Genomic DNA, 24860 nt, shown 5'->3' on the forward strand with positions numbered 1-24860 from the left:
CCGTTTTTCTGGAGCTGGCTATGTTACTAACCGTACTTTATATCATCGGCATCACTGCCGAAGCGATGACCGGCGCGCTTGCTGCAGGTCGTCGTAAAATGGATCTTTTTGGCGTCATTATTATCGCATCGGTAACGGCCATCGGTGGCGGTTCGGTACGCGATATATTACTTGGACACTATCCGCTCGGCTGGGTGAAGCATCCCGAATATATCATTATCGTCGCCGTGGCGGCCGTATTGACCACCGTCGTAGCGCCATTGATGTCCCATCTGCGCAAGGTGTTTCTGGTGCTGGACGCGCTAGGCCTGGTGGTTTTCTCCATTATTGGCGCCCAGGTCGCCCTGGATATGGGCCATCCTGCAATTATCGCCGCTATCAGCGCCGTCATTACCGGCGTATTTGGCGGCGTGCTGCGGGATATGTTCTGTAACCGAATCCCGCTGGTATTTCAGAAAGAGCTGTATGCCGGCATCGCTTTCGCCGCCGGCTGGCTCTATATCCTGCTGCAGCAAACGCCGTTAAGCCATGAAACCGTGGTCATCATTACGCTGCTGTTCGGTTTTCTCTCCCGCCTGCTGGCGCTGCGCTTTCGGCTGGGGCTGCCCGTTTTCAATTATACGCATCCTGAACATTAGCCGCGGGCGGCCCAGCCAGCGAAGGCAGTATCGGCTGGGTCGCCGTGTAAGCGGCATCGGCCTGCCATTGCTGAATCAGCGTAATAAGATCGCGCACCTGCTTATCTTTTAGCCAGTTTTCTATCCTGTGCGCCAGCTTTATGCCAACGCCAGGCAGCTGCTGCCATGAGTGAGCGTCGCGCGCCAACAGCTGCGCCCAGCTGTTATCCGGCAACGCTGATAGCGTAACCTCCGGCACAGGCGCGCCCAGCGCCTTTATCCAGCGACGCAGAGGCAAATGTCGCGTCATATTAAAGTAATGGATAATTTGCCGGGCTTGCAAAGGGCTGATGCCTGCCTGAGTGGAAAGCTGCTCCGCCTCCAGCGTCATCCAGGAAAAAATATGCGTAAAGCCGGGCAGCTGCAATAACCGTTGCCAGGTACTGCGCTGAATGCCTGGCAAGTTAAGTACCTGCCGCTGGCTTAACCAACTTAATCGGGACAGAAACTGTTGACGGCATACCATACTGTTATAAAAGCAGCTCAAAGGATGGTACTGCTGCGGATCGGGCGCCGTGGGCCGATCGCGCTGCATAACCCGCCAGACTACCTTTTCAAAGCGTGGGATACCCTGCCCGGCCAGGCTAATGGCCACCTGATCGCCAGGCACAATATCCAGCGCCTGCCAGCGTGCCAGAGAACCCAGACTGACGCGTCGCACGGTTTTATCATCCAGCTGAACCGGCATGACATTTAATACTGCGGCAACTTTACCGGTACGCCCAACCGGAAACGCCACCGAACGGACTTCGCTACTGACAATCGGCGGAGTATATTTCCAGGCGGCAGCGAACCCGTTATCGCCGGGCATCCACTGTTTGCCTGACGCCCGCTTGTCCGTATGTATCACGACGCCGTCGGTAACAAAAGGCAGAGGCATACGAAACCAGCTATCGCGCCAGCGGGCGACCTCTTCTTCATCGGTTACCCGCTGCGTCCAGTCATTGGATAAACCAAATCCCAGCCGCTTAAGGGCGATTTGGCGCATCACCATGGTTTCCGGCCCGTCAGGCCAGGCCCAAATAAAAATACCCAGCTGTGCCAGCAGCGGCGAGGCTTCCTGCCGCCTCAGCGCTCCGGCAACCTGAGCGCGCGCATTTCTGCCGCCATGCGCCGCCTGTTGATGATCGGTCATGGTTAAAAACAGTTCGCCCTGTAGCACTAGCTGTGGGCGTCGATCGGGAATTTGCGGCGGAATCGCCGGAATATAAGGCGCCTTATCCAGCCAGCTTTGGCCCCTTAACCCGTCGCCGCGGCTGATCAATGCGGCCAGTTTTCCATCGCGATAGACCAGCGTTACCGCCACGCCATCGATTTTTGGCTGTAGCCATAAAGGCCCTTTACCCTGCATCCAGTACGCGACCGCCAGCTTATCCGCTAATTTTTTTACGCCGGTATGGGCTACCGGATGCGCGACCGTGCCATCCGCGACCCAAACGGGCTGATCCGGCGCGGTACTGGCGTGAAAACAATGCTGCCATTGCCGCAGACGTTTTTGCAGGCTGTCGTACAGCGCATCATCAATCAGCGTTTCGCCATCACGATAATAAGCGCTGTCCCAGCTGCGCAGCTGCTGTTGTAAATGAGCGATCTCTTCCGTAGCGCGGGCGGGCGACCAGCGCGGGCAGAGCGCCTGCGCCGCGCCGGCGCACCACCACAACAGCCACAGCACATGCTTTCCAGTCATGATTTCTCCTTGTTATCAACCGCCCCAGTACAACGCACGTAGCGCCCGACGGCGAGCGGCGGTAAAAGGAAATGGAATTTGTCCCGACGGTTTTTTATGTAACAAGAGCAAAAGGCTAAACTTTATGCGGGGCGGTTCCAGAAAAAGCAGAAAAAAATCAGCGTAACGGCGCAAACGCTGCATGGCGGCGGCAAGCCGTGTATACTGTGCAGGAAACAGACTCCGCCCTTTTACACACTTCAAGAATTATCATGGCTCAAGGCACGCTTTATATTATTTCCGCTCCCAGCGGCGCGGGTAAATCCAGTCTGATTCAGGCTATGCTGAAAACGCAGCCGCTATACGATACGCAGGTATCCATTTCGCATACCACTCGCGGAATGCGCCCCGGCGAGCAGCATGGCGAACATTATTATTTCGTTTCTAAACAAGAGTTTGAAACGATGATCGCGCAGGATGCTTTTCTTGAGCATGCCGAAGTGTTCGGCAACTACTACGGCACTTCACGCGCGGCGATTGAGCAGGTGCTGGCTACCGGCGTCGATGTATTTCTCGATATTGACTGGCAGGGCGCGCAGCAGATCCGACGGAAAATGCCCGGCGCACGCAGCATTTTCGTTCTGCCGCCGTCAAAAGAGGAACTGGATCGCCGCCTGCGCGGGCGCGGTCAGGATAGCGAAGAGGTCATCGCCCGCCGCATGATGCAGGCCGTTGCGGAGATGAGCCACTACGCCGAATACGATTACTTAATTGTGAATGATGATTTCGATCTGGCGCTGTCCGATCTGAAAACCATCATTCGCGCCGAGCGTCTGCGCATGGGGCGTCAAAAATCCCGGCATGATGCTTTAATCAGCAAACTATTGGCAGACTGAAGCCACTTTCAGTATTATGCCCAGTCATTTCTTCACCTGTGGAGTAACACATTTATGGCACGCGTAACCGTTCAGGACGCAGTAGAGAAAATTGGTAACCGTTTTGACCTGGTTCTGGTCGCTGCACGTCGCGCACGTCAGATGCAGGTGAGCGGTAAAGATCCGCTGGTACCGGAAGAGAACGATAAACCGACCGTTATCGCCCTGCGTGAAATCGAAGAAGGCCTGATCACCAATCAGATTCTCGATGTCCGTGAGCGCCAGGAACAGCAGGAGCAGGAAGCCGCCGAACTACAGGCTGTAACCGCTATCGCTGAAGGCCGTCGTTAATTAGCCGGAAGGCTCGCCCTTGTATCTTTTTGAAAGCCTCAATCAGCTGATTGAAAAATACTTGCCTGAGGAGCAGATCAAGCGCCTCAAGCAAGCTTATCTTGTCGCGCGTGATGCCCACGAGGGGCAGACACGCTCCAGCGGCGAGCCTTATATCACGCATCCGGTCGCCGTCGCCTGCATCCTGGCGGAAATGAAGCTCGACTATGAAACCCTCATGGCCGCGCTGCTGCATGATGTGATAGAAGACACGCCGGCGACCTATCAGGATATGGAACAGCTGTTCGGCAAAAGCGTTGCCGAGCTGGTTGAAGGCGTATCCAAACTGGATAAGCTGAAATTCCGCGATAAGAAAGAGGCGCAGGCGGAAAACTTCCGCAAAATGATCATGGCGATGGTGCAGGATATCCGCGTTATCCTGATCAAGCTTGCCGACCGTACGCATAACATGCGGACGCTGGGTTCGCTGCGCCCGGATAAGCGGCGGCGTATTGCGCGCGAAACGCTGGAGATCTATAGCCCGCTGGCCCACCGTCTGGGCATTCATCATCTGAAAACCGAGCTGGAAGAGCTGGGCTTTGAAGCGCTCTATCCTAACCGCTACCGCGTTATTAAAGAGGTGGTGAAAGCCGCGCGCGGTAACCGTAAGGAGATGATCCAGAAAATCCTTGCGGAAATAGAAGGGCGTTTGCAGGAGGCGGGTATTCCCTGCCGCGTTTTCGGCCGCGAGAAACACCTTTACTCCATCTATTGCAAGATGCATCTCAAAGAGCAGCGTTTCCACTCCATTATGGATATCTACGCGTTTCGCGTCATCGTTCGCGATGTGGATACCTGCTATCGCGTACTGGGTCAGATGCACAGCCTGTATAAACCACGTCCAGGGCGGGTTAAAGACTATATCGCCATTCCGAAAGCGAACGGTTACCAGTCGCTGCACACTTCAATGATCGGGCCGCACGGCGTGCCGGTTGAAGTGCAGATCCGTACTGAAGATATGGATCAGATGGCGGAGATGGGCGTCGCGGCGCACTGGGCGTATAAAGAACAGGGCGAAAGCAGCACCACGGCGCAGATACGCGCGCAGCGTTGGCTGCAAAGCCTGCTGGAGCTGCAGCAAAGCGCCGGCAGCTCTTTTGAATTTATTGAAAGCGTTAAATCCGATCTGTTCCCGGATGAGATTTACGTGTTTACCCCGGAAGGACGCATTGTCGAACTGCCCGCTGGCGCAACGCCGGTAGATTTCGCCTATGCGGTGCATACCGATATCGGTCACGCCTGCGTCGGCGCACGCGTCGATCGGCAGCCCTACCCGCTTTCGCAGCCGCTGGCCAGCGGTCAAACGGTGGAAATTATTACGGCGCCGGGCGCGCGTCCAAACGCCGCCTGGCTCAACTTTGTCGTGAGTTCCAAAGCCCGAGCCCAAATTCGCCAGCTGCTGAAAAACCTTAAGCGCGAAGACTCCGTTAGCCTGGGGCGACGCCTGCTCAGCCATGCGCTGGGCGGCAGCCGCAAGCTGGCGGAGATACCGGCAGCAAATGTCGCGCAAGAGCTGGAGCGAATGAAGCTGGCATCGCTGGACGATCTGCTGGCGGAAATCGGCCTCGGCAACGCCATGAGCGTGGTGGTAGCGAAAAACCTGCTGCAGGATACGCCGGGCGCGCAGCCTAACAGCGCCACTTCGCGCAGCAAGCTGCCGATTAAAGGCGCTGACGGCGTCCTGATTACCTTCGCGAAATGCTGTCGCCCTATCCCCGGCGACCCGATTGTGGCGCACGTTAGCCCTGGCAAAGGGTTGGTCGTGCATCATGAGTCATGCCGTAATATTCGCGGCTATCAGAAAGAGCCTGAGAAGTTTATGGCGGTCGAATGGGATAAAGTGACCGATCAGGAGTTTGTTGCGGAGATTAAGGTGGAGATGTTCAACCACCAGGGCGCGCTGGCGAATCTGACCGCGGCAATCAATACCGCCGGCTCCAATATTCAAAGCCTCAACACCGAAGAGCGTGACGGGCGCGTTTACAGCACCTTTATCCGCCTGACGGCGCGCGATCGCGTCCATCTGGCGAATATTATGCGTAAAATTCGCGTCATGCCGGACGTGATTAAAGTTCACCGTAACCGAAATTAGCGCATGAATGCTCAACGTTTCGCTCGTATACGCGAGATGCTGGCCGCACGCCAGCATGATTTAACCGTGTGTATGGAGCAGGTTCACAAGCCCCATAACGTTTCCGCCATTATTCGCACGGCGGACGCAGTCGGCGTGCATGAGGTTCACGCCGTCTGGCCCTCCAGCCGTATGCGTACCGCTGCCTCTTCCGCCGCCGGCAGCAACAGCTGGGTGCAGGTGAAAACGCACCGCACTATCGCTGATGCTGTCGCCCATCTGAAACAGCGGGATATGCAGGTGCTGGCGACCAACCTTTCGGCTAACGCGGTTGATTTTCGCGAAATCGACTATACGCGCCCCACCTGCATTCTGATGGGCCAGGAAAAAACCGGCATTACTCAGGAAGCGCTGGCGCTGGCCGATCGCGATATTATTATCCCCATGGTCGGCATGGTGCAGTCGCTCAACGTTTCCGTCGCCTCCGCGCTGATTTTATATGAGGCGCAGCGCCAGCGGCAGAATGCGGGCATGTATCAACGTAGCAGCAGTACGCTGCCCCGCGCAGAGCAGCAGCGTTTGCTGTTTGAAGGCGGCTATCCTGTGCTGGCCCGCGTCGCGAAACAAAAGGGCCTTCCTCGTCCTGAAATTAACGACCACGGTGAAGTGGTTGCCGATGCCGCATGGTGGGCCGCAATGCAGGCGACGGTGGCGCGATGAAGGGCCGCCTGCTGGATGCCGTCCCGTTAAACTCCCTTTCCGGCGTAGGCGCAAGCCAGGCTGGAAAGCTGGCGAAAATCGGGCTGCATACCGTGCAGGATTTACTGCTGCATCTGCCGCTACGCTATGAAGATCGCACCCAGCTCTATCCTGTCGGCGATCTGTTGCCCGGTATCTGGGCCACCGTTGAAGGCGAAGTGCTGCATACTGACGTTACTTTTGGCCGCCGCCGTATGTTGGTTAGCCAGATTAGCGATGGCACCGGCGTCATCACGCTGCGCTTCTTTAACTTTAACGCCGGTATGAAAAACGGGCTCGCCCCTGGCGCGCGCGTTACCGCCTGGGGCGAGATCAAGCGCGGACAGCGCGGCGCTGAAATTATCCATCCCGAATATCGTATCCAGGGCGAGCATGGCGTTACCGAACTGCAGGAAACGCTGACGCCGGTTTATCCAACCACCGAGGGCATTCGTCAGGCCACGTTGCGTAATCTGACGGATCAGGCGCTTAAGCTGCTGGAAAGCTGCCCGATCGCCGAGCTGCTGCCCGCCGAGCTGAGCGGCGGCCTGCTCAGCCTGCCTGATGCGTTACGCACGTTACACCGCCCGCCGCCGGATGTGCAGCTGATCGATCTGGAAAACGGCCGCCACCCAGCCCAGCGCCGGTTAATTCTTGAAGAGCTGCTGGCGCACAATTTAAGCATGCTGGCGGTGCGCGCTGGCGCGCAGCGCTATCACGCTTTACCGATGCCGCCACGCCACCAGCTGCGCGACAAACTGCTGGCGGCGCTGCCGTTTAAGCCAACGAATGCTCAGCAGCGCGTAGTTAAAGAAATTGAGCAGGATTTAGCGCATGACTACCCGATGATGCGGCTGGTTCAGGGGGATGTCGGCTCAGGCAAAACGCTGGTTGCGGCGCTGGCGGCGCTGCACGTCATTGCCCACGGTAAACAGGTCGCTCTGATGGCGCCGACTGAGCTGCTTGCCGAACAGCACGCTAACAATTTCCGCCAGTGGTTTACGCCGCTGGGTCTGGAAGTGGGCTGGCTGGCTGGCAAGCAAAAGGGCAAGGCGCGCCTTGCCCAGCAGGAAGCGATCGCCAGCGGCCAGGTATCGATGGTGGTCGGCACGCACGCGATTTTTCAGGAGCAGGTGCAGTTTAACGGGCTGGCGCTGGTTATTATTGATGAACAACACCGCTTCGGCGTCCATCAGCGGCTGGCGCTGTGGGAGAAAGGCGAGGAGCAGGGTTTTCATCCGCATCAGCTGATTATGACCGCCACGCCCATTCCGCGTACGCTGGCGATGACCGCCTACGCCGACCTTGATACCTCCACCATCGACGAGCTGCCGCCGGGACGTACGCCGGTTACCACCGTCGCCATCCCCGATACGCGGCGAGCGGAAATTATTGAGCGAGTGAAGCGCGCCTGCCAGAACGAAGGCCGCCAGGCTTACTGGGTATGCACCCTGATCGAAGGGTCCGATCTGCTGGAGGCGCAGGCGGCGGAAGCAACCTGGGAAGAACTAAAGCTGGCGCTGCCCGATCTGCAGGTCGGCCTGGTGCATGGGCGTATGAAGCCGCAGGAAAAACAGGAAGTTATGCAGGCCTTCAAGCAGGGACAGCTCCAGCTGCTGGTTGCCACGACGGTAATTGAAGTAGGCGTGGATGTCCCTAATGCCAGCCTGATGATTATCGAAAACCCGGAGCGGCTTGGCCTGGCGCAGCTCCACCAGCTGCGCGGACGCGTGGGACGCGGCGCCGTCGCCTCGCACTGCGTGCTGCTCTATAAATCTCCGCTAAGCAAAACGGCGCAAAAGCGTCTGCAGGTGCTGCGCGACAGTAATGACGGCTTTGTTATCGCCCAGTGCGATCTGGAAATCCGCGGCCCTGGCGAGCTGCTCGGTACGCGCCAAACCGGCAACGCAGAATTTAAAGTTGCCGATTTGCTGCGCGACCAAGCGCTGATCCCGGAGGTACAGCGCATAGCCCGCCATATCCATCAGCACTATCCGCAGCAGGCCCAGGCGCTGATTGAGCGCTGGCTGCCGGAAACCGATCGCTATACCAACGCCTGAATCCGGGCGCTAAAGCTTTTCTGATCCAGAATAAATAAAACGCGTTAAAGGCGCCGCGCGGCATGGCAAACGATTGCTTTTGCCATCGAGTGAATTACAATCGCCACTTTGTTTCTCAGGGATCCTTTATTATGTCCGTCACCCCTAACGAAATCGCCCCGTCCGCTGCCGCTGCGACGCCAAAGAGCGAACTTATCTATCGCCTGGAAGATCGTCCGCCGCTGCCGCAAACGCTGTTCGCCGCCGGTCAGCATCTGCTGGCTATGTTCGTGGCGGTGATCACACCCGCTCTGCTCATCTGCCAGGCGCTTGGCCTGCCCGCTCAGGATACGCAGCATATCATCAGCATGTCGCTGTTTGCTTCCGGCGTGGCGTCAATATTGCAGATTAAGACCTGGGGACCGGTCGGTTCCGGGCTGCTTTCTATTCAGGGCACCAGTTTCAACTTTGTTACGCCCTTAATTATGGGCGGTCTGGCGCTGAAAAACGGCGGCGCCGATGTGCCGACGATGATGGCTGCGCTGTTCGGTACGCTGATGGTGGCCTCCTGTACTGAGATGGTGCTCTCGCGCGTACTGCATCTGGCGCGCCGTATTATCACGCCGCTGGTTTCCGGCATCGTGGTGATGATTATCGGCCTGTCGTTAATTCAGGTGGGATTAACCTCAATTGGCGGCGGCTTCGCCGCGATGAACGATCACACTTTTGGCGCGCCGAAAAACCTGCTGCTGGCGGGCGTAGTGCTGGCGGTGATTATTTTGCTTAATCGCCAACGTAACCCTTACTTGCGCGTGGCCTCGCTGGTTATCGCTATGGCGGTAGGCTATCTGCTGGCCTGGGCGCTGGGTATGCTGCCGGAAAATATCGCAGCGCCCAACGGCGCGGTTATCGCGGTGCCGATGCCGCTCTACTACGGCCTGGGTTTTGACTGGAATCTGCTGATCCCGCTGATGCTGGTGTTTATGGTGACCTCGCTGGAAACCATCGGCGATATTACCGCAACCTCCGATGTTTCAGAGCAGCCGGTCAGCGGCCCGCTCTATATGAAACGCCTGAAGGGCGGCGTGCTGGCGAATGGCCTTAACTCGTTCGTTTCCGCGCTGTTCAATACTTTCCCCAACTCCTGTTTTGGTCAGAATAACGGCGTGATTCAGCTAACCGGCGTCGCCAGCCGCTATGTCGGCTTTGTCGTTGCATTAATGCTGATCGTTCTCGGCCTGTTCCCGGCAGTAAGCGGATTTGTACAGCATATTCCGGAACCGGTATTAGGCGGCGCGACCATTGTGATGTTCGGTACCATCGCCGCCTCCGGCGTGCGTATTGTCTCCCGCGAGCCGCTAAATCGTCGCGCGATTATGATTATTGCGCTGTCGCTGGCGGTTGGCCTGGGCGTGTCGCAGCAGCCGCTGATCCTGCAGTTTGCTCCGGACTGGCTGAAAACGCTGTTCTCCTCCGGCATTGCGGCTGGCGGTATTACGGCGATTGTGCTGAATCTGGTTTTTCCTCAGGAGAAGTAATCTGTCAGGGCGAGTAACGGCTCGCCCTGCATACCTGCCTGTTTATTTCCCTCTTTGCTCTCAGGCGGTTGAGCTATGCCGTTAATTCAGGCATAACTGGCGATACCGGAAATTCATACGGATAGATGCAATGAAATTTGTCGGAAAGTTAATTCTTTCGCTGCTTATACTGCTGCTGCTGATAGTGGTGGTGAGTTACTTTCTGCTGCAAACCCGCTGGGGGGCGGAGTGGGCAAGCAGACGCATCAGCGACGATACGGCATACCATCTTTCCGTCGCTAAAATCGAGCATAACTTTTCCCATCCCGCCCTGCTTATATTACACAGCGTCAGCTTTGGTCACGATGGCCGCCCGGCCGTTACGGTGGCGAAAACCGTTAGCCTGGGCCTGTCATTCAACCTGTTTGATCATCCTCTGCGCTTCGCCACTATTGAGCTGCGCGACGGCATACTGGATGTCGCCAATATGCCGAATAATCTGGCGTGGCCGCTGCAGGCCGGGCGGCTGCAGCTGCATGATATGACGGTTAACAGTCCGCATCTGGCGGTTAACGCTAAAAAACTCAACGGCGGCATAATTCCATGGCAGCCGGAGCCGGGACGAATCGCCGGCAGCAACGCCAGTTTCCAGTTCAGCGCCGACAGCGCCACGTTTAACGGCCTGACGGCAACCAATACGCTGGTTCAGGGACGTATCAGCAACGGCCAGCTGTTGGTAAATAATTTTGGCGCCGATATCGCGCGCGGTTCAGTAACCGGCAGCGCGCAGCGGGACAGTCAGGGCAACTGGCGCGTGGCGGCGCTGCGGCTGAATGATATTCGCCTGCAAACCGATAAGCCGCTGGCTGCTTTTCTACAGCCGCTGCGTGCGCTTCCCGCCGTTCACATCGCCCGCATCGATATGACCAACGCCCGGCTACAGGGGCCGGACTGGGCTGTGACCGATCTCAATCTGCTGGTTAAGAATCTGACGCTGCGCCACGGCCGCTGGCAAAGCGAAGAGGGTTCGCTGGCGCTGAACGCAGACAGCTTTATCAACGGCCAGCTGACGCTTAACGATCCTATCCTTAACCTGCGTCTCTCGCCGCAGGGCGTTACCGACGCCCGCTTCAGCTCGCGCTGGGTTAACGGCCTGATCCGCGCCCAGGGCAGCTGGCAGCGCCAGAACAAGCGGCTGACGCTGGATGAGCTGGCGCTGGCGGGGCTGGAATATACGCTGCCGGAAAACTGGCGCGAGCGCTGGATGGCGGCGCTGCCGGGCTGGCTCGACAGCGTGCTGGTGAAAAAGCTGAGCGGCAACCGCAATCTGCTTATTGATGTGAATCCAGCCTGGCCGTTCCAGATTACGGCGCTGGATGCGTCAGGCGCTAATTTGCTGCTCGCCCGTCAGCATCAATGGGGAATATGGCAAGGCGATCTCAACCTGAACGCCGCGGAAGCCACCTTTAACCGTACCGACGTGCGTCATCCATCGCTGGCGCTGAATGCCAGCGCTGAACAGATCAACGTAACGGAAATAAGCGGCTTTACCGGCGAAGGAATGCTGGAGGGGGTAGCGACGCTGGAACAGGCGCCCGCGCGCCAGCTGTCTCTGACGCTAAACGGACGCGCAGTACCGGCAGACGTGCTGCAAAACTGGGGCTGGCCCGCTTCGCCACTTGCCGGCCCGGCAACGCTGCAGCTAAAACTGGAGGCGCGCCTGACAGCGGAGACGCCGCTAAAAAACAGCGCCAGCGGCACGCTAATGCTGAATGCCGGCGGCCATACCCTGCAACAGACTCTGTCGCAGGGCGCGGTCAGCACTCAGCCCTGAGGCTCCAGCGGCCCGTCAGGATCGGCGGGCAGCACGATATAAACGCCATTAAATACCGCCCCGCATTCATCATTACCAAACAGTTCCACTTCCAGCTGTACGCGGGCCTTGCGCCCGCGCGCGAGGCGATCGAGATCGCCGCTCAGCGAACCCAGATCCGCCGTTGCGCTGGGCTTACCGATAACAGGTTGGCTATAGCGGATATGCGCATCCGCCAGGATTATGGTGCCGCCCAGGTGACGTTCACGCAGCAGCAGCCAGATCAGCCCCCAGCCGGTGAGCGTCGCCAGCGAAAACAGGCTGCCGGCAAACAGCGTGTGATGCGGATTTTGATTGCCGGTTTCCGGCATGGTGGTCATAAATTTTTGCCCGGTATACTGCGTGATCCGCACGCCCATTTTCTCGCTGAGCGGAATATGCTCATACCAGGCCTGCTGTAGCTGACCGCACCAGTCGGCGCGATGCAATATGTCATCCAGCGTGACCACCGGTTTAATCATCAAAAAATGGCGTACCGGCGTAGTCAGCGGCGCAGTGATCTCCCCCTGATTGAGGTAGCCCAGCTTGGCAAAAAACTCTACCGCATCCTCACGCGCGCTGCAGACCACACGCTTAACGCCCTCCTGACGCGCGACTGATTCGAGCGTCATCGCCACCAGCGTTCCCAACCCTTTTCCCTGCACCGTCGGGTGCACGGCCAGAAAGCGAATCGAAGCTTCGTTATCGGCATTGATATAGAGCCGCCCCGCGGCGACCGGCTTGCCCTGCTCATCCACCACCATTTGATGATGCGCCAGCGCATCCCAGGCATCCCGTTCCGAGCCCTGCGGCTGGCGCAACGGCTTACGCAACATTTCCCAGCGGAACTGATAATACATCTCCAGTTCTTCAGCTGTTTCCGGCACTCGTAGATGATACATAAAAGGATTCTCTCGTTCGGCTGTCCGGTAGCGGCGGCGTCAATAGCGATCGACGTTAAACCTGTAACCAAAAGGTGACCGGGCCATCGTTAACCAATGCCACCTGCATATCCGCGGCAAAGCGGCCATTTTCAACCGCCACGCCCTGCTGGCGGCAGCAATCGCTGAAATAGTGATAAAGACGCTCCGCCTCCTGCGGCTCGGCGCCGCGCGAGAAGCTGGGACGCATGCCTTTTTGCGTATCGGCAGCCAGGGTAAATTGTGAAACGACCAGCACGCTGCCGCCGGCCTGCTGTACGTTCAGGTTCATCTTGCCGTTTTCATCGCTAAAAATACGATAGCCTAAAACCCGTTCGCAAAGGCGCTGCGCTTTCTGCTCGTTATCTTCCTTTTCCACGCCCAGCAACACCAGCAGGCCAGGCCCAATGCTGCCCGTGGTTTCATGCGCCACCGTAACGCTGGCGCTCAGCACACGCTGTATTAATGCAATCATGCTTCCTCGTCAGTTTTCTCTTCCTGTTGTCGCTGGCGATATTCCCCCAGCGTAACGGTTATCTCCGCCCCTAACAGTACGATACACCATGTCCAGTACACCCACAGAAACAGAATCGGGATCACCGCCAGCACGCCGTAAATCAGCTGATACGACGGAAACATGGTGACGTAAAGAGTGAACGCCTTTTTACCCAGTTCAAACAGCATCCCCGCCACCAGCGCGCCGATTAGCGCGTCGCGCTGCGGTACGCGCGTGGTGGGCACCAGACTGTACAGCAGCCAGAATGCCAGCCAGGAGAGCAGCAGCGGAAAAATACGCAGCGTATGGTCAACCAGTCCGGTCATACCGCTAACGGCCACCCACTTTAGCGAAAGCAGCCACGTACTGATCGCCAGGCTGGCGCCCGCCAGCAGCGGCCCCAGCGTCAGAATCATCCAGTAAACGGCAAAGGAGAAGACCAGCGGGCGCTTTTTCTGGCTGCGCCAGATAGCGTTCAGCGCGCTGTCGATAGAGTGCATCAGCAGCAGCGCCGTTACGATCAGGCCTACCGCGCCCACCACTGTCATTTTGTTGACGTTGGCGACAAACTGATCGAGATACTCCTGCACCACATTGCCTGCCGCCGGGACAAAATTGTTGAAAATAAAATGCTTGAGCTGAACGCTGATATCCGCGAAGACCGGAAACGCGGCAAAAAGAGAAAAAACCACCGCCACCAGCGGCACCAGCGCCAGCAGCGAAACAAAGGCGAGATTACCCGCCTCGGTAGTCATGCTGTCATGCTCAATACGCCGCCACAGCAGCCTGAGCCAGGCGCCCGTCGCATGCAGGCGCCGCTTCACAGACAAGGACTTCATTGTTTAACGTTGGCGGCGAACCACGCCGGAATAACGCGCGCATCGGTAACATGGACGGCGGTGATGCCAAGCTGGCGGGCCGCCTCAATATTTTCCGGATGATCGTCGAAGAAAATCGCCCGATCGGCGCTAACCCCTTCCTGTTCCAGAACATACTGATAAATACGCGCTTCCGGCTTACGCATTCCTGTCTCCTGGGAGAGATAGAGCTGATCCGCCGCCTGCCGCACCTGCGGATATTGGGAAGGCCAGTAGTCGCAGTGCAGACGGTTGGTATTGGAAAGGATAACCACACGTTCGCCACGGCGGCGAAGCTGCTGCATTATTTCGATAACCTCAGGACGCAGGCCGACAAAAATCGCCTGCCAGCCGGAAACAAACTGTTCATAGCTCAGCGCAATATCCAGCTCGGCGCAGAGGTTTGCCGCAAACTCTTCATCGCTAATCTCACCGCGCTCATGCCGTGCAAAGTTTTCCCCCATCTGAAAGCGGCTTTTCAACAGCGCTAACGGGACACGGCTCAGATCGCTCCAGACGCCCAGCACCCGGCTGAAATCGATATCTACAACGACATTACCTAAATCAAAGATATACAGCATGGTCATCTCCTTTTGTCCCGTTGAGCTATTCACTCTAACGATAAAACGGCAGGCTGAACAGGGTATGACGCAAAGGATAAAGAAATCAGAACGGGGTTTCAGGCGGGAAAGCGGTACGTTTTAATGTGCGGAGAAAAAAATGGCCCCTTGCGGGGCCATATTACAGCGTTAGCTTACGGGCTGGCGTAACGTTATACGTCTTTGCTGCCGCGCGCCGCGCGCTTACGATCGTTTTCCGTCAGGTAACGTTTACGAATACGTACCGAGGTCGGCGTCACTTCCACCAGTTCATCATCATCGATAAACTCGATCGCCTGCTCCAGCGTCATCTTGATCGGCGGAACCAGCGTCGTCGCTTCATCCGTACCAGAGGCACGCATGTTGGTCAGCTTCTTACCGGTCAGGCAGTTTACGGTCAGGTCGTTAGAACGGCTGTGGATACCGATAATCTGGCCTTCATACACTTCCGCGCCGTGACCCAGGAACAGCTTGCCGCGATCCTGCAGGCCGAAAAGCGCAAAGGCAACCGCTTTGCCCTGACCGTTGGAGATCAGCACGCCGTTCTGGCGCTGGCCCACTTCGCCCGGACGCACGTCGTCGTAGTGGCTGAAGGTAGAGTAAAGCAGACCGGTACCGGAGGTCATGGTCATAAATTCGTTACGGAAGCCGATCAGACCACGGCTTGGGATTACGTAATCCAGACGCACGCGGCCCTTACCATCCGGGTCCATGTTTTTCAGATCGCCTTTACGTTCGCCCATCGCCTGCATCACCGCGCCCTGATGCTGTTCTTCAATATCCAGCGTCACGTTTTCGAACGGTTCCTGCTTACGGCCATCCACTTCACGGAAGATAACTTTCGGGCGGGATACCGCCAGCTCAAAGCCTTCACGACGCATGTTTTCGATCAGGACAGAGAGGTGCAGCTCACCGCGCCCGGATACGCGGAAAGCATCCGCATCTTCGGTTTCTTCCACGCGCAGCGCAACGTTGTGCACCAGCTCTTTCTTCAGACGCTCCAGGATCTGGCGCGACGTGACGTATTTACCTTCTTTACCGCAGAACGGCGAGGTATTAACGTTGAAGAACATGGTAACGGTCGGCTCATCGACGCTCAGCGCCGGCAGCGCTTCAACATTTTGCGGATCGCAAATGGTATCGGAGATATTCAGCTCGCCCAGACCGGTGATGGCGATGATATCGCCCGCTTCAGCCAGGTCAGTATCGATACGCTCCAGGCCGAGGTGACCCAGCACCTTGCCCACTTTTGCGTTACGCGTTTTACCTTCGCTGTCGATAACCGTAACCTGCTGGTTCGGCTTCACTTTACCGCGTTTGATACGGCCAATGCCGATCACGCCGAGATAGTTGTTGTAGTCCAGCTGAGAGATTTGCATCTGCAGCGGGCCGTCCAGGTCGACGCTCGGCGCCGGTACGTGGTCGACAATCGCCTGATAAAGCGGCGTCATGTCGGCGGCCATATCGCTATGGTCAGCGCCGGCGATGCCCTGCAGCGCAGAAGCATAAATAATCGGGAAATCAAGCTGCTCGTCAGTAGCGTCAAGATTAACGAACAGGTCAAACACCTGATCGACAACCCAGTCAGGACGCGCGCCAGGACGGTCGATTTTGTTGATAACCACGATCGGTTTCAGACCATGAGCAAAAGCTTTTTTGGTCACGAAACGCGTTTGCGGCATGGGGCCGTCCATCGCATCGACAACCAGCAGCACTGAATCAACCATGGACATTACGCGCTCAACTTCGCCGCCGAAGTCGGCGTGTCCGGGAGTATCAACGATGTTGATACGATAGTCGTTCCATTTGATGGCGGTATTTTTCGCGAGGATGGTAATCCCACGCTCTTTCTCCAAATCGTTGGAGTCCATTACACGCTCGGTTGCTTCAGTACGGGCATCAAAAGTACCGGACTGTTGCAACAGTTTATCAACCAGGGTGGTTTTCCCATGGTCAACGTGCGCAATAATGGCGATGTTACGCAAATTTTCGATCACAGCTTTGCCTCAGGCATTAGAAATAGCGCGCTATTGTACACGGATTAATCGAAGGACTGAACAGGATCACAAATATCAAAGAAAGAATGCTTCAGGGCTTGCTTCAGACATCACTTTCAGTGCAAAAAATGCACCTGATTGACCAGATGCACCATAACGGTGCTTTAAATCAGCTCATTTGCACTATAATGGTGCGCGACATCCATCATGGTGCATCTCTCTTTCGTCGAGAACATGCATCATAGCGCTTTTTAGGCCAAATAAAAAAGTTGGCACAAAATTCGCTTTAATTTACTCAGGTAAAAACCACGTTTTCCACAACGGTTGATAGCTTGTCCGAGTACTTTGTTGCCGGCTGTACGCCCGACTTTACGCGTCTGGCAGGATGAAGTTCTCTCACCACGACGACAACGACAATGATCAGGAGAGTTGAGTATGTCCGCTGAACACGTTCTTTCGATGATGAATGAACATGAAGTTAAGTTTGTTGATCTGCGCTTCACCGACACCAAAGGTAAAGAACAGCACGTAACCATTCCTGCCCATCAGGTCAACGCAGACTTCTTTGAAGAAGGCAAAATGTTTGACGGCTCCTCTATCGGCGGCTGGAAAGGCATCAACGAATCAGACATGGTACTGATGCCGGACCCGACTACCGCAGTGCTGGATCCGTTCTACGAAGATTCAACGCTTATCATCCGTTGCGACATCCTTGAGCCAGGCACCATGCAGGGCTACGACCGCGATCCGCGCTCTATTGCTAAACGCGCAGAAGATTTCCTGCGTTCTTCCGGCATCGCCGATACCGTGCTGTTTGGCCCGGAGCCGGAATTCTTCCTGTTCGACGACATTCGTTTCGGCAGCAGCACTTCCGGCTCGCACGTCGCTATTGATGATATCGAAGCGGCATGGAACACCGGCAAAGAGTATGAAGGCGGCAACAAAGGCCACCGTCCGGGTCTGAAAGGCGGCTACTTCCCGGTTCCGCCGGTTGATTCCGCGCAGGATATCCGTTCCGCGATGTGTCTGACTATGGAGCAGATGGGCCTGGTGGTGGAAGCGCATCACCACGAAGTGGCTACCGCTGGTCAGAACGAAGTGGCTACCCGCTTCAACACCATGGTGAAGAAAGCGGACGAAATCCAGATCTACAAATATGTCGTGCACAACGTCGCGCACGCCTGGGGCAAAACCGCTACCTTTATGCCGAAACCGATGTTTGGCGATAACGGCTCCGGTATGCACTGCCATATGTCCCTGTCCAAAGGCGGCACTAACCTGTTCGCTGGCGACAAGTACGGCGGCCTCTCTGAAATGGCGCTGTTCTATATCGGCGGCGTAATTAAACATGCGAAAGCGATTAACGCCCTGGCTAACCCTACCACCAACTCTTACAAACGTCTGGTTCCGGGTTATGAAGCGCCGGTTATGCTGGCTTACTCGGCGCGTAACCGCTCCGCCTCTATCCGTATTCCGGTAGTCGCCAGTCCGAAAGCGCGTCGTATCGAAGCGCGCTTCCCGGATCCGGCCGCTAACCCGTACCTGGCGTTCGCCGCGCTGCTGATGGCTGGCCTGGACGGCATCATCAACAAAATCCACCCTGGCGATGCGATGGATAAAAACCTCTATGACCTGCCGCCGGAAGAAGAGGCAGAGATTCCAAAAGTAGCGGCCTCGCTGGAAGAAGCGCTGGATGCGCTGAACGAAGATCGTGAATTCCTGACCCGCGGCGGCGTCTTCACCGACGATGCTATCAATGCCTATATCGAACTGCGCAAGTCTGAAATGGAACGTGTACGTATGACGCCGCATCCGGTTGAGTTCGAGCTCTACTACAGCGTCTAACTGATTTGAGTTGTTGTTGCCGTGGAAACTTTCAGCCCATCTTCGGATGGGCTTTTTTCTCCGCATCTCCACCGGCCGGGATATCGCGTTATCAAACCTGAAACTATAATGCACTAAAACGGTGCAGGAGAACGCTGTATGGCAACTGGCCTGCTGCCCGATGCTGGGCAGATTCTCAACTCCCTGATCAACGCTATTCTGCTGGTTGATAATCAACTGGTCATTCACTACGCCAATCCGGCTGCGCAGCAGCTGCTGGCGCAAAGTTCGCGCAAGCTGTTCGGCACGCCGCTGCCGGAGCTGACGGGCTATTTTTCGCTGAATATCGCCGTGATGCAGGAAAGCCTGGCCGCAGGTCAGGGCTTTACCGACAGCGAGGTAACGCTGGTGGTGGATGGACGCGCCCATATTATGTCGCTGACCGCACAGCGCCTGCCTGACGGCCTGATTCTGCTGGAGATGGCGCCGATGGATAACCAGCGCCGCCTTAGCCAGGAACAGATTCAGCACGCACAGCAGGTCGCCGCCCGCGATCTGGTGCGCGGGCTGGCGCACGAGATTAAAAATCCGCTCGGCGGCCTGCGCGGCGCGGCGCAGCTGCTGGCGAAAGCCCTGCCCGACCCGGCCCTGACGGAATATACCAAAGTGATTATCGAACAGGCCGATCGCCTGCGTAACCTGGTCGATCGCCTGCTAGGCCCGCAGCAGCCGGGAATGCACGTAACGCAGAGTATTCATCAGGTAGCGGAGCGCGTGGTAAGCCTGGTCAATATGGAGCTGCCATCCAATGTTACGCTGGTGCGCGACTACGATCCCAGCCTGCCGGAGCTGCCGCACGATCCCGACCAGATAGAGCAGGTTTTACTGAACGTGGTGCGCAATGCGCTACAGGCGCTGGGCGAAGCGGGCGGCACCATTATGCTACGTACCCGCACCGCCTTTCAGCTGACGCTGCACGGCGTACGCTATCGTCTGGTGGCGCGCATTGATGTGGTGGATGACGGGCCGGGCATTCCTGCTCAGCTACAGGATACGCTGTTTTATCCCATGGTCAGCGGACGAGAAGGCGGCACCGGGCTGGGCCTTTCTATTGCCCGCAGCCTGCTCGATCAGCATTCGGGAAAAATAGAATTCAGCAGCTGGCCCGGCCATACCGAATTTTCCATTTACCTGCCTATTCGCCAGTGAGGTTTCTATGCAACGAGGGATAGTTTGGATCGTCGATGACGATAGCTCCATCCGCTGGGTGCTTGAACGCGCACTGACCGGAGCTGGTTTAAGCTGCACGACCTTTGAAAGCGGCAATGCGGTGCTGGAAGCGCTCGCCAGCAAAACCCCAGACGTTTTACTGTCAGATATTCGTATGCCCGGCATGGATGGCCTGGCGCTGTTAAAGCAGATTAAGCAGCGTCATCCCATGCTGCCGGTAATTATTATGACGGCGCACTCCGATCTGGATGCCGCCGTCAGCGCCTATCAGCAGGGCGCTTTTGATTATCTGCCCAAGCCTTTTGATATTGATGAGGCCGTTGCGCTGGTGGATCGCGCCATCAGCCATTATCAGGAGCAGCAGCAGCCGCGTGACAGGCCGGTTAACGGCCCCACTACCGATATTATCGGCGAAGCGCCGGCGATGCAGGATGTGTTTCGTATTATTGGCCGCCTTTCACGCTCTTCCATTAGCGTGCTGATTAACGGCGAATCCGGTACCGGCAAGGAACTGGTAGCACATGCGCTGCATCGCCACAGTCCGCGCGCCAGGGCGCCGTTTATCGCGCTGAATATGGCCGCTATTCCTAAAGATCTCATCGAGTCCGAGCTGTTCGGCCATGAAAAAGGCGCTTTTACCGGGGCTAATCAGGTTCGCCAGGGGCGCTTTGAGCAGGCGGACGGCGGCACGCTGTTTCTGGATGAAATTGGCGATATGCCGCTGGACGTGCAGACGCGGCTGCTGCGCGTGCTGGCCGACGGGCAATTTTATCGCGTCGGCGGCTATGCGCCGGTAAAGGTAGATGTGCGTATTATCGCCGCCACCCATCAGAACCTGGAAAAGCGCGTCCAGGAAGGTAAATTCAGGGAAGATCTGTTTCACCGCCTGAACGTGATTCGCGTGCACCTGCCGCCGCTGCGCGAGCGTCGGGAGGATATTCCGCGCCTGGCGCGCTATTTTCTGCAGGTCGCCGCGCGCGAGCTGGGCGTCGAGGCCAAAATTCTGCATCCTGAAGCCGAAGCGGCGCTGACGCGGCTGCGCTGGTCAGGCAACGTGCGTCAGCTGGAGAATACCTGTCGCTGGCTGACGGTAATGGCCGCGGGACAAGAGGTGCTGATTCAGGATCTGCCGCCGGAGCTGTTTGAAAGCGTCAGCAGCGATCCGGCTGGAGAGTCGCTGCCGGACAGCTGGGCAACGCTGCTTGCGCAGTGGGCCGATCGAGCGCTGCGTTCCGGCCATCAGGATCTGCTGTCGGAAGCGCAGCCGGAGCTGGAGCGCACCCTGCTCACTACCGCCCTGCGTCATACGCAGGGCCATAAACAGGAGGCGGCGCGCCTGCTCGGCTGGGGACGTAATACGCTGACGCGGAAACTGAAAGAGCTGGGTATGGAATAAGCCAGAGCAGATCAAAAAAGGTTATTTATTGCGCAAATTTAGTAGCATTACGCTTTACACGCCGGCGCCGTTCAGTATTATTTTGTGCGGTTATCCGGAGGTTTATTATGTTTGAATCACTGATGCATTTGGTCTCGCAAGGCGCTGAAACCGGCGCCGCTTTCGGCCATTCGCCACAAACCGCGCTGGCGGCTGTGCTATGCGCCGTGATGCTTAATTTTTTCAGTTAGCAAAAAGGCCGGCGCATACCGGCCTTTTTGTTACGCCGTCTAGATCACACGCGAGAACTGCTGCTGCCGGGCGCGCTGACGCATATAAACGTCAAAGCACATACAGATATTACGAATCAGCAGGCGTCCTTTAGGCGTTACCGTTAAGCCATCCGCAGCTATCTCCACCAGCCCGTCCGCCGCCAGCGGCGCGAGAAGCGCCAGGTCTTCGGCAAAGTACTCGGTGAACTTCACGCCGCTTGCCGCTTCCGTCTCAGAGAAAGAAAGCGCGAAGTTGCAGATAAGCGACTTAATCACGTCACGCCGCAGGCAATCATCCGCGCTTAACGTCAGACCGCGCCACAGAGCGTTGCCCTGCTGCTCCACGCTGGCGTAGTAGGCTTTCAGCTCTTTTTGATTCTGCGCGTAACAGTCGCCCAGCATGCTGATGGCGGATACGCCCATCCCCAGCAGATCGCTGTCGCCGTGGGTGGTATAACCCTGAAAATTGCGATGCAGTTTGCCCGCGCGCTGCGCCACAGCCAGCTCATCATCCGGACGTGCGAAGTGATCCATCCCGATATACTGATAACCCTGCGCGGTCAGCGTGGCGATAGTTTGCTGTAAAATAACCAGCTTTTGCGCCGCTCCCGGCAGCTCCTCATCTTTAATTTTGCGCTGGGCGGCAAACAGCGTCGGCAGGTGCGCATAGTTAAACACGCTCAGGCGATCGGGTTGCAGCTGCGCAACTTTTTCCAGGGTATAGGCGAAGCTTTCCGGCGTCTGCATCGGCAGACCATAGATCAGATCGATATTGCTGGAGGTAAAGCCCAGCTCGCGCGCGCGCGCAATCAGGGCAAAGATAAATGCTTCGTCCTGAACCCGGTTCACCCGCTCCTGCACCACTTTATTAAAATCCTGCACCCCCATGCTCAGGCGGTTAAAGCCCAGAGATCGCAGGTGATCGAGCACGTCCAGCTCTAATTCGCGCGGATCGATCTCAATAGAGATTTCCGCCGCATCGCTGAAAGAGAAAGATTCACGCAGTATCGTCATCAGCCGACTAAGTTGCGCTTTAGTCAGCCAGGTGGGCGTTCCGCCGCCCCAGTGCATTTGCATGACCTTGCGTTCGCTGAATAAGGCGGCGCGCTGGCGGATTTCCTGCTCCAGCACGTCAAGATAACGATCGCCCTTGTGCATCTGCCGGGTAACCTGTTTGTTACAGCCGCAGAAGTAGCAGAGACGATGGCAAAACGGGATGTGAATATAGAGAGAAAGCGGGCGATCGGGATAGCGCCGGGCAGCCTGTTGAAATGCCGCCTCGCTCCAGCCCTCAGCGAACTCCAGCGCGGTGGGATAAGAGGTATAGCGCGGCCCGGCATAGTTATACTTTTCAATCAGGGCCTGATCCCACTCGGTTAACGGCAATGGCATGTTTACTCCTTCCAGTTACGACGCTTTACGGGCCGCGTCAGTGGCAAGGAGGCCTGGCGCTGCCGGTTAGCGGTAGCACGGCGCAGCCGGGATTTCAGCTGCGTCAGGCGGCGTAGTTTAACAAACAGCCAAAACAGATAACACGCTAATAAAAATGCGATAATTGATCCAGGCCAAAACATGATGGAATACCTGAACGGCGAGCCGCAGAGACGCGCTTTGGCCCGCTTTCTATAAGAGAGGCTTAACGCTCGCCTTTCAGCAGACGATACATATCCTCATCGGCTTCTTCATCCGTCTCATCATCCATGGCGATACCAAGCTGTTCCATTAACGCGTCGATACGATCAAGCGTTTGATCCAGCCATGCCTGCTCTTCCGCTGACAGCATATCGTTGTTTTCCAGACGATCCAGCAGCGCATCAAGACGCTCATCGTTCTCCAGCATCGCCAGCTCATCTTCCGGGCTCATCAGCGGTTTTTGCTCAACGGGCGCTTTTTTCACCGGCGTAGCGACAACGGCTTGCTCTTTCAACAGCGGAACCGGCTTTTTGCTGCCGATACGCGGATCTTTGTCCTTGCTGGCGTTTCCTTTGCCGCTTTGCTGAGCCACGGGATTGGCGCGGCTTCCTGCCGCATGGCCGCGACGCTTTTTATCGCGTTTGCGATCGCGCGCTTCCTGATTCTGCTCTTCCCGCGCCTTACGTTTTACTTTCGGTGCCGTGCTGGTCTGCGGCTTACGTGCAGGTTTCATCATCTTTTATCCGGTTTTTTTTCTTTAGTATAGAATTGCGGCGGAATCTAGCAGAAAGCGCGCAAAGAAAAAAGGCGACAGGTCACCCTGTCGCCTTTTTTCGTACCTTCCATAGAAGGACAACTTTCCTTAAAGTCCGTTTTTGCAAACAACGTCCCGGTTTTTCCCTTTGCCTTTCGCTCTCTCCTGAGCAATTCCCTATCCCTGTCGGCACATTCCTTCGTACCCTGTCCTGATTCCCGCTCCGCTTTTCCCTGAGATCCCTGAGCGCTTCATCCTGAAGCAAGCTATCCGAACTCTGGGAATTACTTTAGCCGAAACAGGAAAAGTCACAAGGTCCGTGCAGCATTTATTAGCAGCGCTTTTTAAAGCGCAAATCTAATTATATGAATAATAAGATTTTTAACAAAACAGACTACAAAATTAACGTCAATAGATGGCAATAAATATGGCAAATATCTTACAATTTTTTTCATAAAGCCGGCCAGCAAGCGCTTTACGCGCTTTAAGGGTATAATCACCCCATTCAAACTTAATCAACGTTTCAGGAGCCGCTATTTTGTCTGGCTGGAATTATCACGTTACACACTTCGTTACCAGCGCCCCCGATATTCGCCACCTCCCGGCGGATAACGGTATTGAAGTGGCTTTTGCAGGGCGGTCAAATGCGGGTAAGTCCAGTGCTCTCAATACGCTGACTAATCAAAAAAACCTGGCGCGCACCAGTAAAACGCCGGGACGCACGCAGCTGATTAACCTGTTCCAGGTTGCCGAGGGGGCACGGTTAGTTGATCTGCCCGGCTATGGCTATGCTGAAGTGCCGGAAGAGATGAAGCTCAAGTGGCAGCGGGCGCTGGGCGAATATCTGCAAAAACGCGAATGTCTGCAGGGGCTGGTAGTATTAATGGATATCCGCCATCCGATGAAAGATCTCGACCAGCAGATGATTGAATGGGCGGTACAAAGCCAGATTCCGGTGCTGGTGCTGCTGACCAAAGCGGACAAACTGGCTTCCGGCGCGCGTAAGAGCCAGCTTAATATGGTGCGTGAGGCTTCGCTTGCCTTTATGGGCGATGTGCAGGTGGAGATTTTCTCTTCGCTGAAAAAAATCGGCGTGGATAAGCTGCGGCAAAAGCTGGATAGCTGGTTCAGCCCGTTGAATGGCCAGACGGCAGAGTAAGATGAAAATGGTTGCGCGCCCTGCTGCGCAGCCATATAAAGCTGCCCAATAAAAAACGCCCCAGTCACAGAATGACTGGGGCGGCTAATATTCAGCCAAATCCGATTACGTGAAGTAAAAGGTCTGAAAGATAGAACAT

At 56.5% G+C, this 24860-nt stretch carries 22 protein-coding genes; 13 read left to right on the forward strand and 9 right to left on the reverse strand.

The window, feature by feature from the left end; translation table 11 throughout:
* Positions 1-20 precede the first annotated feature (20 nt).
* Positions 21-638 (forward strand): trimeric intracellular cation channel family protein, encoded by a 618-nt coding sequence (locus FKM52_RS18205; RefSeq protein ID WP_141177574.1) that lies wholly within the window; start codon positions 21-23, stop codon positions 636-638.
* Here FKM52_RS18205 and ligB read toward each other — a convergent pair.
* Positions 613-2364, reverse strand: a complete 1752-nt coding sequence (ligB, locus tag FKM52_RS18210) for an NAD-dependent DNA ligase LigB (protein WP_141177575.1) — start codon at positions 2362-2364, stop codon at positions 613-615. The genes FKM52_RS18205 and ligB overlap by 26 nt on opposite strands.
* Positions 2365-2615: 251 nt before the next feature.
* Between ligB and gmk the strand changes: the two genes are divergently transcribed.
* The 7 genes from gmk to FKM52_RS18245 all read left to right on the forward strand — a co-directional run bounded on the left by gmk (position 2616) and on the right by FKM52_RS18245 (position 11807).
* Complete coding sequence (gmk, locus tag FKM52_RS18215; protein ID WP_141177576.1) at positions 2616-3239, forward strand: guanylate kinase; 624 nt, start codon at positions 2616-2618, stop codon at positions 3237-3239.
* 54 nt (positions 3240-3293) lie between these two features.
* Positions 3294-3569 carry a DNA-directed RNA polymerase subunit omega gene (rpoZ, locus tag FKM52_RS18220; protein WP_141177577.1) on the forward strand — a complete coding sequence of 92 codons (276 nt, stop codon included), beginning with the start codon at positions 3294-3296 and terminating at the stop codon, positions 3567-3569.
* A gap of 19 nt (positions 3570-3588) precedes the next feature.
* Positions 3589-5700 carry a bifunctional GTP diphosphokinase/guanosine-3',5'-bis pyrophosphate 3'-pyrophosphohydrolase gene (spoT, locus tag FKM52_RS18225; protein ID WP_141177578.1) on the forward strand — a complete coding sequence of 704 codons (2112 nt, stop codon included), beginning with the start codon at positions 3589-3591 and terminating at the stop codon, positions 5698-5700.
* A 3-nt stretch (positions 5701-5703) separates the two neighbouring features.
* On the forward strand, positions 5704-6399 hold the full coding sequence (gene trmH / locus FKM52_RS18230; RefSeq protein WP_141177579.1) for a tRNA (guanosine(18)-2'-O)-methyltransferase TrmH: 696 nt from the start codon (positions 5704-5706) through the stop codon (positions 6397-6399).
* Positions 6396-8477: an ATP-dependent DNA helicase RecG gene (gene recG / locus FKM52_RS18235; protein ID WP_141177580.1), complete on the forward strand. Its 2082-nt coding sequence runs from the start codon at positions 6396-6398 to the stop codon at positions 8475-8477. The genes trmH and recG overlap by 4 nt, the downstream gene beginning before the upstream one ends.
* 131 nt (positions 8478-8608) lie before the next feature.
* Positions 8609-9994, forward strand: a complete 1386-nt coding sequence (locus tag FKM52_RS18240) for a nucleobase:cation symporter-2 family protein (RefSeq protein ID WP_141177581.1) — start codon at positions 8609-8611, stop codon at positions 9992-9994.
* Between the two features lie 130 nt (positions 9995-10124).
* The gene (locus tag FKM52_RS18245; RefSeq protein ID WP_141177582.1) at positions 10125-11807 is read left to right on the forward strand and encodes an AsmA family protein; all 1683 of its coding nucleotides are present in this window, start codon (positions 10125-10127) and stop codon (positions 11805-11807) included.
* On the opposite strand, the gene fabY is transcribed toward FKM52_RS18245, so the two are convergent.
* The 5 genes from fabY to typA all read right to left on the reverse strand — a co-directional run bounded on the left by fabY (position 11798) and on the right by typA (position 16694).
* The gene (fabY, locus tag FKM52_RS18250; RefSeq protein ID WP_141177583.1) at positions 11798-12727 is read right to left on the reverse strand and encodes a fatty acid biosynthesis protein FabY; all 930 of its coding nucleotides are present in this window, start codon (positions 12725-12727) and stop codon (positions 11798-11800) included. The genes FKM52_RS18245 and fabY overlap by 10 nt on opposite strands.
* Positions 12728-12782: 55 nt before the next feature.
* A complete protein-coding gene (gene dtd, locus FKM52_RS18255; protein ID WP_141177584.1) occupies positions 12783-13220 on the reverse strand; it encodes a D-aminoacyl-tRNA deacylase in 438 nt (145 codons plus the stop codon).
* Positions 13217-14080 carry a virulence factor BrkB family protein gene (locus tag FKM52_RS18260; RefSeq protein ID WP_141177585.1) on the reverse strand — a complete coding sequence of 288 codons (864 nt, stop codon included), beginning with the start codon at positions 14078-14080 and terminating at the stop codon, positions 13217-13219. The genes dtd and FKM52_RS18260 overlap by 4 nt, the downstream gene beginning before the upstream one ends.
* Positions 14077-14679, reverse strand: a complete 603-nt coding sequence (yihX, locus tag FKM52_RS18265; RefSeq protein WP_141177586.1) for a glucose-1-phosphatase — start codon at positions 14677-14679, stop codon at positions 14077-14079. The genes FKM52_RS18260 and yihX overlap by 4 nt, the downstream gene beginning before the upstream one ends.
* Positions 14680-14870: 191 nt before the next feature.
* Positions 14871-16694, reverse strand: coding sequence for a ribosome-dependent GTPase TypA (gene typA, locus FKM52_RS18270; RefSeq protein WP_141177587.1), 1824 nt, complete (start codon positions 16692-16694; stop codon positions 14871-14873).
* A gap of 435 nt (positions 16695-17129) precedes the next feature.
* Between typA and glnA the strand changes: the two genes are divergently transcribed.
* The 4 genes from glnA to FKM52_RS18290 all read left to right on the forward strand — a co-directional run bounded on the left by glnA (position 17130) and on the right by FKM52_RS18290 (position 21374).
* Complete coding sequence (gene glnA / locus FKM52_RS18275; RefSeq protein WP_141177588.1) at positions 17130-18539, forward strand: glutamate--ammonia ligase; 1410 nt, start codon at positions 17130-17132, stop codon at positions 18537-18539.
* A gap of 138 nt (positions 18540-18677) precedes the next feature.
* A complete protein-coding gene (gene glnL / locus FKM52_RS18280) occupies positions 18678-19727 on the forward strand; it encodes a nitrogen regulation protein NR(II) (protein WP_141177589.1) in 1050 nt (349 codons plus the stop codon).
* A gap of 7 nt (positions 19728-19734) precedes the next feature.
* Positions 19735-21144 carry a nitrogen regulation protein NR(I) gene (gene glnG / locus FKM52_RS18285; protein WP_141177590.1) on the forward strand — a complete coding sequence of 470 codons (1410 nt, stop codon included), beginning with the start codon at positions 19735-19737 and terminating at the stop codon, positions 21142-21144.
* Between the two features lie 107 nt (positions 21145-21251).
* A complete protein-coding gene (locus FKM52_RS18290) occupies positions 21252-21374 on the forward strand; it encodes a YshB family small membrane protein (protein WP_141177591.1) in 123 nt (40 codons plus the stop codon).
* A 39-nt stretch (positions 21375-21413) separates the two neighbouring features.
* Here the strand turns inward: FKM52_RS18290 and hemN are convergent, their stop codons facing one another.
* Positions 21414-22787, reverse strand: a complete 1374-nt coding sequence (hemN, locus tag FKM52_RS18295; protein WP_141177592.1) for an oxygen-independent coproporphyrinogen III oxidase — start codon at positions 22785-22787, stop codon at positions 21414-21416.
* Positions 22788-23031: 244 nt separating this feature from the next.
* On the reverse strand, positions 23032-23544 hold the full coding sequence (gene yihI / locus FKM52_RS18305) for a Der GTPase-activating protein YihI (RefSeq protein WP_141177594.1): 513 nt from the start codon (positions 23542-23544) through the stop codon (positions 23032-23034).
* A 556-nt stretch (positions 23545-24100) separates the two neighbouring features.
* Between yihI and yihA the strand changes: the two genes are divergently transcribed.
* Positions 24101-24721 (forward strand): ribosome biogenesis GTP-binding protein YihA/YsxC, encoded by a 621-nt coding sequence (gene yihA / locus FKM52_RS18315; RefSeq protein ID WP_141177596.1) that lies wholly within the window; start codon positions 24101-24103, stop codon positions 24719-24721.
* A gap of 91 nt (positions 24722-24812) precedes the next feature.
* On the opposite strand, the gene spfP is transcribed toward yihA, so the two are convergent.
* Positions 24813-24860 (reverse strand): small protein SpfP, encoded by a 48-nt coding sequence (gene spfP / locus FKM52_RS22285; protein ID WP_071892919.1) that lies wholly within the window; start codon positions 24858-24860, stop codon positions 24813-24815.

Origin of the sequence: Mixta tenebrionis (assembly GCF_006517625.1) — a bacterium.
Classification (GTDB): domain Bacteria; phylum Pseudomonadota; class Gammaproteobacteria; order Enterobacterales; family Enterobacteriaceae; genus Mixta; species Mixta tenebrionis.